This window comes from Porticoccus sp., assembly GCA_023261185.1.
GTDB lineage: Bacteria > Pseudomonadota > Gammaproteobacteria > Pseudomonadales > Porticoccaceae > Porticoccus > Porticoccus litoralis.
The window spans coordinates 1-10,685 of record JALRJN010000073.1 but is presented as its reverse complement, the minus strand read 5'-3'; the positions used below and the strand labels follow the sequence as shown (position 1 = coordinate 10,685).

Sequence of the window (10,685 nt, the reverse complement as noted above, 5' to 3'; positions counted from 1 at the left end):
TACGCTTTGTGGTTTTTTTGAGATGAAAATAAAAGCCCAGCATTCACCTACCCAAAAATGTGCCAGTGACGGAAGTATGCTCTCGCTTAGACACCGCCCGCTACTGTTATTGGAGACGGGCTAACCCCTTATTTTTCTGTTCGTGAACGGGGTATCGGAAAGGTTATCACGTGTATTTACAGATTTCTCATGTTGAGGAGCTGGAAATGGTGATGAGCAACCAAATCGGGACTGCACTTCCCCTGACGATAGCCGTGCAATTCCATTACAATAGCCGCCTTTCCGTCAGTCCCAATCGAGTTTTTAACATGCAGATCTTTCGTGGCACCCCAGCACTTTCCGAGTTTAGAAAACAACAGCTGCTTCGTGAGTTACAGGAGGTTGATGCCGGGGTTGAAAGTCTCTATGCCGAGTACCTGCATTTTGCTGATTTGGAGCGTCCCCTAAGTGGTGAGGAAGCGGCGACCCTTGAATCCCTGCTTAAATACGGCCCGAGGCTAGAGCCTGAGTCATTACGTGGCCAGTTAATGCTGGTGACGCCACGTCCCGGCACGATTTCTCCCTGGTCCAGTAAGGCAACGGACATCGCACACAACGCGGGGCTGGATGCGATCAGGCGTTTGGAGCGTGGTGTGGCTTATTACCTGAGAGGCAGCCTGACACCTGGCAAACAGCAAGCGCTCAAAGCCTGTTTACACGACCGGATGGTCGAAACCGTACTCGACGCGGAGGACAATGCAGTCCAGCTGTTCAAGCACCAGCAACCCCAGCCGATGACTTCCGTTCCTGTCATTTCTCAGGGCAAACCGGCGTTGGCCGAAGCCAATGTTAGCCTGGGGCTGGCGTTGGCTGATGACGAGATTGACTACCTGGTGAACAGTTTTAATGAGCTGGGCAGGGACCCAACAGATGTCGAGTTGATGATGTTTGCCCAGGCTAATTCTGAGCATTGTCGCCATAAAATCTTTAATGCCAGTTGGACGATTAATGGCCAGGATCAGGAACTGTCACTGTTTTCCATGATCAAGAACACCTACGAGCTGGGTGGGGACAATGTTCTTTCGGCCTATGCGGATAACGCCTCGGTAGTGGTTGGCAGCACGGCGGGACGCTTTTACCCTGATCCGGACACCCAGGTTTATGGCTACAGTCAGGAAGCTATCCACCTGTTAATGAAGGTTGAAACCCATAATCACCCGACGGCTATTGCGCCTTTTTCCGGCGCTGGTACGGGCTCTGGTGGTGAAATTCGAGATGAAGGTGCGGTAGGCCGCGGTTCCAAACCAAAGGTCGGTCTTACCGGGTTCACCGTTTCCAACCTGCAAATACCGGGTTTTCTGAGGCCATGGGAACAGCCCTATGGAAAGCCGGATCGTATTGCCAGCGCGCTGGATATCATGATTGAAGGCCCCATCGGTGGCGCTGCATTCAACAATGAATTTGGCAGGCCCAACCTGTGCGGGTATTTCCGGTCTTTTGAAGAGCAATTTGATGGCGAACGGCGCGGCTATCATAAACCCATCATGATCGCCGGTGGCTATGGCAACATTCGCGCCGAGCATGTCGACAAACCGCCATTTCAGGCGGGCTGTCAACTCATTGTACTGGGTGGCCCGGCGATGTTGATTGGCCTCGGTGGTGGTGCTGCATCGTCCATGGCATCAGGCAGCAGCGCCGAGGATCTCGATTTTGCCTCGGTACAACGCCAGAACCCCGAAATTGAACGCCGTTGTCAGGAAGTGATTGACCGCTGTTGGCAGTTGGGAGGCAGTAACCCCATTGCGTTTATTCACGATGTTGGAGCGGGGGGGTTATCCAATGCATTCCCGGAACTGGTAAAAGATGGTGGTTGCGGTGGTCGCTTTGAGCTTCGGAATGTCCCCAATGATGAACCCGGCATGTCGCCGCTTGCTATCTGGTGTAACGAGGCACAGGAGCGATATGTTCTGGCCGTCAAACCAGAAGATCTGGCCCGGTTCGAGGCTATCTGTCAGCGTGAGCGATGCCCCTATGCGGTTGTGGGTGAGGCTACGGATGAAAAGCATTTGCTGTTGAACGATACCCATTTCGCGTCTAAACCCGTGGACTTGCCCATGTCTGTGCTGTTTGGCAAGCCGCCGAAAATGCACCGTTCTGCCGAAACCCGTTCAATTCCGGTTCAGCCATTCAGCGGTCTGTCCATTAGTCTTGACGATGCTGTCGAGCGTGTACTGAGCCATCCCACGGTGGCCAGTAAAAGCTTTCTGATTACCATCGGCGATCGATCAGTAACGGGCATGGTGGCACGTGACCAGATGGTTGGGCCCTGCCAGGTTCCTGTGGCTGACTGTGCCGTCACTACCGTGAGTTACGACAGTTATGCCGGTGAGGCGATGGCCATGGGTGAGCGAACGCCTCTGGCGTTGCTGGATGCCCCGGCTTCAGGTCGTATGGCCATTGGTGAAGCCATCACCAATATCGCCGGCACCCCGATCGCCCAGCTATCTGACATCAAACTATCTGCCAACTGGATGTGTGCCGCCGGACACCCCGGAGAGGATGAAAAGTTGTTCCGCACGGTTGAAGCTGTGGGTATGGAGTTATGTCCCGCGCTGGGTATCACCATTCCGGTAGGCAAGGACTCCATGTCCATGCGCACCACTTGGTCCCAGGACGGTGAAGACAAGGCGGTGACTGCCCCTATGTCACTGATCATTTCGGCATTTGCTCCGGTGCAGGACGTCCGCAAGACCCTGACACCGGAATTGCGGGCCGATCTGGGTGAGACGGTTTTGCTTTATATTGACCTGGGTGACAATCGCAATCGTCTGGGTGGTTCCATTATCGCTCAGGTCTATAACCAGATGGGCGATACTCCGCCGGATGTGGTCAGTGCCGCAAAACTGAAAGCATTTTTTGAGCTGATTCAGTCTGCGAATCAGGCGGGGGATATTCTGGCGTATCATGACCGTTCCGATGGCGGTCTGTTCACAACACTGGTCGAAATGGCTTTCGCCGGTAATATCGGCTTGAACATCTGCCTGGATGAACAACCAGGAGATGCGTTTTCTGTTCTGTTTAATGAAGAATTGGGCGCAGTGGTACAGGTGGAGACTCACCGGGTTGAGTCCTTCAAGCAGCGCTTTATGGAAGCGGGTATTGCCGTCACCAAGGTCGCGACGCTGGATCGCGGCGACGCCATAGAGATTATGCAGGACGGGGCGTACCTGTTCAGCTCAAGCCGGGTTGAACTGTTGCGTCGCTGGAGTGAGACCAGCTACAAGATTCAGGCTCTCAGGGATAATGAGGACTGTGCCCGCCAGGAGTTTGATGGGTTGTTTTTTGACAACCCGGGTTTGAGTGCCAACCTCAGCTACGATATTAATAAGGATGTGGCGGCTCCGTTTATCAACACCGGTGTTCGCCCTGCCATAGCCGTGTTGCGAGAGCAGGGTGTAAATGGCCACGTGGAAATGGCGGCCGCTTTTGATCGTGCCGGCTTCAGTGCAGTGGATGTCCACATGAGCGACCTGCTCAGTGGTCGACATCATTTGCAGGACTACAGGGGCCTGGTGGCTTGCGGTGGTTTCTCATACGGCGATGTGCTGGGGGCGGGAGAGGGCTGGGCTAAAACCATTCTGTTCAACAGTGTTTTACGCGACCAGTTTCAGCAGTTTTTTGAGCGCCAGGATACCTTCACCTTTGGTGTCTGTAACGGTTGCCAGATGCTCTCTAACCTGAAAACACTGATTCCCGGTGCGATGCAGTGGCCTCGCTTCGTGCGCAATGTCTCGGAGCAATTTGAAGCGCGCTTCTCGCTGGTAAAAGTGAGTCCATCACCATCGATTATGCTCGCCGGGATGGAGGGGTCGTATATGCCGATTGCTGTGGCCCATGGCGAAGGTCGCGTTGAATTTGGACCTGATCAGGATGTGGATGCCTTTGATGCTTCTGACCGTGTGGCGTTGCGTTATCTGGATAATTATCTGGATGTCGCCGAGAGCTATCCGGCCAACCCGAATGGTTCTATCTACGGTATTACCGGCGTTACCAGTGACGATGGCAGAGCAACTATTATGATGCCTCACCCGGAGCGGGTATTCAGAACGGTGACCAACTCATGGCACCCGGATGACTGGGGAGAAGATGGTGCCTGGATGCGCCTGTTCAGAAATGCCCGAGTTTTCGTGGGTTAATCTGTCATAGTCGGCACAACGGCATATGCTCAACAATAAAAAAGCCCGGCAATAGCCGGGCTTTTTTGTGTCTATAGCATTGTATAGATAGTATCGTTACGAGACTCCTAGCACAGCTCACCCCATCATTTGCGGCCGTGCACAGGCAGTCTTTTTACAGGCTGGAGTAATAAGCAGCCAGATCATCAATATCCGGATCGGACAATGTTTTGGCCATGCTGCTCATCACAGGGTCGCTGCGAGTGCCGTCGCGGAAGGCCTTGAGTTGTTTAACCAGGTAACCGGCTTTTTGGCCCGCCAGGTTAGGCCAGATTTCATTGCTGCTAATGCCGGCAACACCATGGCAGGCCACACAGGCCATGGCCTTGGTCTTACCCTCGTCGATGTCGCCGTCTGCCATTACTTGACCAGCGGTGACAGTCAACGCCGCGAATACCAATGTTCCAATCATTTTTTTCATGCCATTGCTCCATAACAGGGGGAATAAACTGGGGAAATTATACCCGATACTTTGCTCTGTCTACATTATCAGTCGTTAAAGAAAAACCTTTTGGGTGATTTTTTGTTGGTCTTTGATCATCAGTGTCTCATGCGATGTGTGGTATAGAGTACTGCAGTGAAAAGTAGTACAGCACCGCCCTGGTGGGCCGCTGCGAGGGGGACTGGCACATGCAGCAATAGCGTAGAGATACCAAGAGAAACCTGGATAACCAACAGCGTTAGCATCAGCTTCAAGCCTCTTTTGGCATCATCCTGGATGCCGACTTGGCTGAACGCTTTCACAGCAAAAACACTGATCAGTACGATAATCAGATAGGCAAAGATACGGTGGTTAAACTGTATGGTGGTGAGGTCTTCAAAGGCAGCAAGCCACATGGGGTCTGTAGCATAAAGACCAGGTGGGAAAAAACTGCCTGCCATCAAGGGGAATGTGGGGTAGGCATGTCCAGCATGTGTACCAGCGACCAACCCTCCCGATAGAATCATCAGGAAGACCAGTACCGTCAGCGTGCTAGCGTATCGCTGTAGCCCCTGGCTGGCTGTTGGTGTGCGACTCGGATAGCGCAACCCCCACGCAACCCAGAGGATATAGGCATAGATAAAAACAGCGGTGCCCAAGTGGGCAGTCAGTCGGTATTGGCTGACTCTGGGGTTGTCTACCAGCCCGCTTTTCACCATATACCAGCCCAGCAATCCTTGAAGGCCGCCAAGTACAAACATGCCCGCCAGTTTTGGAGTCAGTCCTGCCTTGATTCGACCGGTGAAATAGAAGAACAGGAACGGAACAAGAAACAGGAGGCCAATCAGCCTGCCCAGCACCCTGTGCAGGTACTCGAACATAAAGATTTCTTGGAATTGAAACAGACTCATGCCCTTGTTGATTTTCTGGTACTCGGGGAATTGTTTGTATTTTTCAAAGACTTCCAGCCAAGCTTCTTCGCTGAGCGGTGGGATAATGCCCATCAGGGGTTTCCACTCCACCATAGAAAGCCCGGAGCGGGTGAGGCGGGTGACGCCCCCGAGTAGAATCATGGTCACAATGATGGCGGCGCAAATGATCAACCAGGTGGCGATCTGCCTGTCATAACGAGCCTGCATGTTCATAACTTCGTCTCTACGTCTTTGAGTAATCTTCAGTGGGACTGTATTTTGGCTCGGGAATGATACCAAAACCGGCTATGTTTTGCCGGGGAATTTTGGCCGTTATGAAAAAGTTGTCGCCGCCCGACCTGGGGCTGGCTTGCCTGTCATCAGCTTATCCGGCAAAGTCCCATGACGTTCTAAGAGGAGAATAAGGTCATGCCTGAAGCTAGGATCAATGGGGTGTCCATAGCCTACGTAGATGAAGGGCAGGGGGAACCACTAATCTTGCTGCATGGGCTCGGTGTGAGTCGCAAGGATTGGGGGCCGCAAATCGATTTTTTCAGTCAATCGAACCGGGTGATTGCACCCGACTTCCGGGGGCACGGGGATTCAGACAAACCCGATGGCCCGTACAGTGTCCCGATTCATGCGGCAGATGTGATTTCCCTGATGGATGTTCTGGGTATTCCTTCAGCCCATATTGTTGGTCTGTCCATGGGTGGCATGGTGGCATTTCAGTTGGCTGTCGATGCGCCGGAGCGCCTTCTCAGCATGACCATTGTTAATTCAGGTCCGGCATTGCCCAATGACACCTTTGCCGCCAGAAAAATGCTCTGGACTCGCTTAGCAGCGATTCACCTGCTGGGCATGAAGGCCTACGGACGCAAGGTGGCTACAACCATGTTTTCCGGAGAGGGGCGGGAAGAGCTGATCGATATGTTGGCCAAACAAATTGCCTCAAACCCTAAAAAGGTATATCTAAAAAACTTGAAGTCACTGTTCGGGTGGGGCGTACTGGAACATCTGACGGCGATACAGACGCCAACACTGATGTTAACCGGTGACCGGGACTACTCTCCGGTGGCCGTTAAACAAGCGGTCGTTTCAGCAATGCAGAATGCCAAGCTGGTGGTTATAGCAGACTCCGGGCATGGCACTCCCATTGAAAAACCGGAAGAGACCAATACAGCCATTGCCGAGTTTATCCGTGGTGTTTCTCCCACAGCGTGATTTTTCGTTTGAGGTTGCTCTTCGTGGCCGTTGCCTGTTTGAAGATTTCATTTGCCCGGTAGAATTCCAGCATTTTGACATTGACCACGCTGGGCTCTATGTAGATTTCAGGCGGTGCTTTCTCGAGTTTTTCGCGAATAATGCTCTTTTGCATAATCTGGTAGGTATTGAACACGGCTTCAGATAGTGATGGCATTTTTTCCGTATCGGAACGCTCCCCGATCACATCGACCGCGATTCTCAGGTCGCAGCTGTCCGGTAGTAGATCAAAGGGCACGGGGTTCACTGCACCGCCATCTATGAGGATACGTCCGCCTACTTTAACCGGTTCAAACAGGCCAGGCAGGGACATGCTGGCACGAATGGCGGGGATTAGAGCGCCTTTATCCAGCACAACTTGCTGGCGATTCCAGAAATCGGAAGCGACAACCTTGAGTGGAATCTCCAGTTGAGTGAAACGTTTGGCTTGCACAGATTCAAACAGGTAGGAGATCAGATTTTCCACGCGAATCAGGCCACGGCCACGAAACTGAGGGCCGATAAAATCCATCCATTTGAAAATGTGTTTTTTGGTGACCAGATGCTTGATGGACTCGTTGTCCTTCAGGCTGAATTCCAGAAAAATCTCTTTGATGTCCTGTGTTGGCATCCCCGCACAGTACATGGCACCAATTAAAGCACCGATGCTGGTGCCAGTGACATAGGCTGGCTTCAGGTCCAGTTCTTCCAGCGCTTCCAGTATGAGAAGGTGGCTCACACCTTTCGCGCCACCGCCACCCAGAGCCAGACCAATTTTCTTCACAGACATTCCATCAGGTTAACCGCGTGGTTTAAGGTTCTCGTTACGGTGAAGGTTGATTCGGATCGAAATATCCGGTTTATTGCAGCCTGACCCATGATAACCGGAATGACAGCGTGGAAGACAAGCGAAAAATACATCTGCACGCCAGCTGGCTGGATGTTATGGCCGATGAATTTGATAAGCCGTATATGGCGACGCTTAGGGACTATCTGGCCGAGCAAAAACAGCAGGGCAAAATCATCTACCCTGCAGGCTCAAACTGGTTTGCAGCGTTCAATTTCACGCCATTTGATGCGGTGAAAGTGGTGATATTGGGGCAGGACCCATACCATGGTCCCAATCAGGCTCACGGACTCTGTTTTTCTGTCATGCCTGGGATAGAGATTCCTCCGTCCTTGCGCAATATCTACCAGGAATTGCATTCCGATCTGGGTTTCAAGTCACCATCTCATGGCTGTCTGGCCCATTGGGCAGAGCAGGGTGTGCTGCTACTCAATTCCACGCTGACAGTGGAGCAGGGTAACGCTGGGGCCCACCAGGGTAGGGGTTGGGAAGAGTTTACCGATCGGGCAATACATGAGCTCAATGCTCGCCGTGATGGTCTGGTTTTTCTGTTGTGGGGAAGCTATGCCCAGAAGAAAGGGGCGTTCATTGATTGCAGTCGCCATCTGGTGTTGAAAGCGCCACACCCGTCACCCCTTTCGGCTTACCGGGGATTTTTCGGCTGTCACCATTTTTCCAGGGCCAATGAGTACCTGCGTCAGCACGGGAAAAATCCTATTGACTGGCAACTACCAGCGACTGTTTCGCCAGATCAGTTAAAGCCAGAAACATCTATCGGGTGACCTACAGTTCGATAGGTGGTTGATGGCGTTTGCTCCTCAGCCAATTAAGCCCTTTCAGAATGCTTGGGTGGCCGACAATACGTCGTTCCAGTGAGAACTTGCCCGGGTAATCCATCAGCAACAGCCCCACTGCGATAGTCAACAGTCCCTGACCCGGCAAAAAAAGCATGAGTATTCCGCCGCATAACAATGCCAGTCCCAGTAGGTTTTTCCCGCAAAGCATCAGGAAGCGAATCACCGGATGTCCCTTTTTTAAGGGTGCAGGCTGTCTTTCCTGGTGCTGAAAATAGTCGGCGGGAATCAATGAAACCAGCCAGGGCAGCGCCATAAGGCTGACCACAAAGGTCACAAGGGAGATAACACTGAGCCATGTCAGCAGGGTCTGGTGTTCGTTAAGCCACTCAAGCATTGCTGCACCTATATGTTAAAAACCACATTACAACAATTATATAACTCTATAATTTATATAGAGTATGGAAGGTCATTTTTAGTGATTTCAGATCGGACTCCGTCAATTACCAGATAAGCACTGCTGATGGCCTCGTCCGTCAGAACAACCAGTAGTTCATCATTTTCACCATTACGTACGGCGGTAACCACATTGCCAATGCTCTGCCCACTGTCGGCCAGATAACAGGGTGCCCCGGGTCCGGGTAGGCTGTCCCTGTGGGGGATAGTAATCCAGTACATATGCCGTTTCAGCTTGCCCAGATATTTCATGCGAGCAATGACTTCCTGCCCGGTGTAGCACCCTTTTTTGAAGCTGATGGCATCGACAGACTGCAGGTTGAGCATTTGCGGGATAAACAGGTCCGTCGTATCTGACTGAATGTGTCCTAGCCCTGCTTGTATGTCGAGCAATTGCCAGTATTCAGTACCTACCGGTGTGGCCTGATTTGATAGCGCTTGCCACGAGATTTCAGTGCCAATGGCATCGATTAGGAGTATCTGACGGCCATCGTCCAGGTTTCTGACAGCAGAGTAGTGTAAGTCGCTATCCTTAAGGTTTTTGACGCAGTTGCATAGGCCCAGCAAGGAAAACTGTTCAGTGGCGTCACTCAATGTCGCTTTGAAGAAAACAGCATATTTTTTTAAGTGCTCAAGTGTTTGTGCCACCAGGCTGCGATGTAGCTGCAGTACATAACGGTGTTCAGAGACACGATAGAGATAGAAATCGGCCAGCATCCTCCCTTTGGGGTTGCAACACGCGCCGGGTTGACTATCGCCCACCTCCAGTTTGAAAACATCGCAGGTCAATTGCCCCTGAAGAAATCGACTGGCGTCGATGCCGTCAACGACAATAAGACCTTGATGATAGAGGGGGGTTACAGTGGGCTTTCCCAGCAGTTCTTGATATTGGGTGGGTAGTTCGCCAAAACTCAGGGATAGGGATTCCTCTGAGAATACGGCAATATCGCCGAGACAGCCTTGCCAGTTAGCCATGGTTAACCCTTTGAAACACAGGGCAGATATCTTAGTGTGTTAACCTGCGCTGATCCACTATAATGGCGCTCCAACGCAATCTCGGGGGTATCAGCAAATGGATAGAAATCGACTTTTCTGGGCGAGCAGGCGAGGCATGCTAGAGCTGGACCTGGTGCTTCTGCCATTTCTCGACAAAATCTATCCCGACCTGGATGAAGAGGATAAGCAGCGTTACCATCGTCTGCTGGATTGTGAAGATCAGGATATGTTCGGATGGTTTCTGCGCAGGGAAGATCCAGAAGATCCGGATCTGCGAAGGATAGTGACTATTATTCGTGACACTCGCCCCCAAACCCGTTGAGCTCGAGATTCAACCTTCCAGGTTATTGCTGGCCTGGTTGCTGATAATTCATTTTTCTGTCGTTCTCATGTTGTTGGTTTGACCCATACCTCTGCTGATATCAGTAGGGCTGGCCATCATGGTTTGCTGTGGTGGATATCTTTGTATACAACGTTGGCATCGGCAAGGGGTTCAATACCTGGGTTGGCGAGATGGCATCTGGATGCTGGAAATGAACCAACTTACTGATGAGGTTGAACTTCAGAGTTACCTGATTTTTCCGGGCCTCATACAGCTTGTATTTCTCCGCGAAGGGCAAAGTCATCGGCTGTTCATTTTCCCAGATAGTGTTAGTCGGGAAGCACAAAGGCACTTGCGACAGAGACTGACACTGGTTGGTGTCAGTTCTTCCGAACAATCACGTTTTGAGCGGCAAAATTGACGGGCACCATAATGGTGTCCTTGGCGATATCGGACGTTTTCGGATAATCCAGCGTGTAGTG

General features: G+C 51.8%; 9 protein-coding genes. 4 read left to right on the top strand and 5 right to left on the bottom strand.

Going from position 1 to position 10,685, the window contains the following annotated elements; genetic code table 11:
• Positions 1–308 precede the first annotated feature (308 nt).
• Positions 309–4,175, top strand: a complete 3,867-nt coding sequence (gene purL / locus ACYZYZ_RS06695) for a phosphoribosylformylglycinamidine synthase (protein WP_461483703.1) — start codon at positions 309–311, stop codon at positions 4,173–4,175.
• A 154-nt stretch (positions 4,176–4,329) separates the two neighbouring features.
• Here purL and ACYZYZ_RS06690 read toward each other — a convergent pair whose 3' ends face one another.
• Together ACYZYZ_RS06690 and ACYZYZ_RS06685 are read right to left on the bottom strand one after the other, a co-directional pair.
• Complete coding sequence (locus ACYZYZ_RS06690) at positions 4,330–4,635, bottom strand: c-type cytochrome (RefSeq protein WP_305170928.1); 306 nt, start codon at positions 4,633–4,635, stop codon at positions 4,330–4,332.
• Between the two features lie 119 nt (positions 4,636–4,754).
• Positions 4,755–5,780 (bottom strand): COX15/CtaA family protein, encoded by a 1,026-nt coding sequence (locus ACYZYZ_RS06685; protein ID WP_369427809.1) that lies wholly within the window; start codon positions 5,778–5,780, stop codon positions 4,755–4,757.
• A 195-nt stretch (positions 5,781–5,975) separates the two neighbouring features.
• Between ACYZYZ_RS06685 and ACYZYZ_RS06680 the strand changes: the two genes are divergently transcribed.
• Positions 5,976–6,770, top strand: a complete 795-nt coding sequence (locus ACYZYZ_RS06680; RefSeq protein WP_461483702.1) for an alpha/beta fold hydrolase — start codon at positions 5,976–5,978, stop codon at positions 6,768–6,770.
• Here the strand turns inward: ACYZYZ_RS06680 and ACYZYZ_RS06675 are convergent.
• The gene (locus tag ACYZYZ_RS06675) at positions 6,742–7,572 is read right to left on the bottom strand and encodes a patatin-like phospholipase family protein (RefSeq protein ID WP_461483701.1); all 831 of its coding nucleotides are present in this window, start codon (positions 7,570–7,572) and stop codon (positions 6,742–6,744) included. The genes ACYZYZ_RS06680 and ACYZYZ_RS06675 overlap by 29 nt on opposite strands.
• Before the next feature lie 113 nt (positions 7,573–7,685).
• On the opposite strand from ACYZYZ_RS06675, the gene ung reads away from it, so the two are divergent.
• Positions 7,686–8,417 carry a uracil-DNA glycosylase gene (gene ung / locus ACYZYZ_RS06670; RefSeq protein ID WP_305170931.1) on the top strand — a complete coding sequence of 244 codons (732 nt, stop codon included), beginning with the start codon at positions 7,686–7,688 and terminating at the stop codon, positions 8,415–8,417.
• A gap of 1 nt (position 8,418) precedes the next feature.
• On the opposite strand, the gene ACYZYZ_RS06665 is transcribed toward ung, so the two are convergent.
• Together ACYZYZ_RS06665 and ygfZ are read right to left on the bottom strand one after the other, a co-directional pair.
• Complete coding sequence (locus ACYZYZ_RS06665) at positions 8,419–8,826, bottom strand: PGPGW domain-containing protein (RefSeq protein ID WP_305170932.1); 408 nt, start codon at positions 8,824–8,826, stop codon at positions 8,419–8,421.
• Between the two features lie 53 nt (positions 8,827–8,879).
• Positions 8,880–9,860, bottom strand: coding sequence for a CAF17-like 4Fe-4S cluster assembly/insertion protein YgfZ (gene ygfZ, locus ACYZYZ_RS06660; RefSeq protein ID WP_461483700.1), 981 nt, complete (start codon positions 9,858–9,860; stop codon positions 8,880–8,882).
• A gap of 97 nt (positions 9,861–9,957) precedes the next feature.
• On the opposite strand from ygfZ, the gene ACYZYZ_RS06655 reads away from it, so the two are divergent.
• Positions 9,958–10,203, top strand: a complete 246-nt coding sequence (locus tag ACYZYZ_RS06655) for an FAD assembly factor SdhE (protein WP_305170934.1) — start codon at positions 9,958–9,960, stop codon at positions 10,201–10,203.
• Positions 10,204–10,685 lie beyond the last annotated feature (482 nt).

Excerpts from the sequence above, each read along its gene's own strand:
- ygfZ (WP_461483700.1), bottom strand. The coding sequence starts at position 9,860 with ATGGCTAACTGGCAAGGCTGTCTCGGCGATATTGCCGTATTCTCAGAG.
- ACYZYZ_RS06685 (WP_369427809.1), bottom strand. The coding sequence starts at position 5,780 with ATGAACATGCAGGCTCGTTATGACAGGCAGATCGCCACCTGGTTGATC.
- ACYZYZ_RS06665 (WP_305170932.1), bottom strand. The coding sequence starts at position 8,826 with ATGCTTGAGTGGCTTAACGAACACCAGACCCTGCTGACATGGCTCAGT.
- ACYZYZ_RS06655 (WP_305170934.1), top strand. The coding sequence starts at position 9,958 with ATGGATAGAAATCGACTTTTCTGGGCGAGCAGGCGAGGCATGCTAGAG.
- purL (WP_461483703.1), top strand. The coding sequence starts at position 309 with ATGCAGATCTTTCGTGGCACCCCAGCACTTTCCGAGTTTAGAAAACAA.
- ACYZYZ_RS06690 (WP_305170928.1), bottom strand. The coding sequence starts at position 4,635 with ATGAAAAAAATGATTGGAACATTGGTATTCGCGGCGTTGACTGTCACC.
- ACYZYZ_RS06680 (WP_461483702.1), top strand. The coding sequence starts at position 5,976 with ATGCCTGAAGCTAGGATCAATGGGGTGTCCATAGCCTACGTAGATGAA.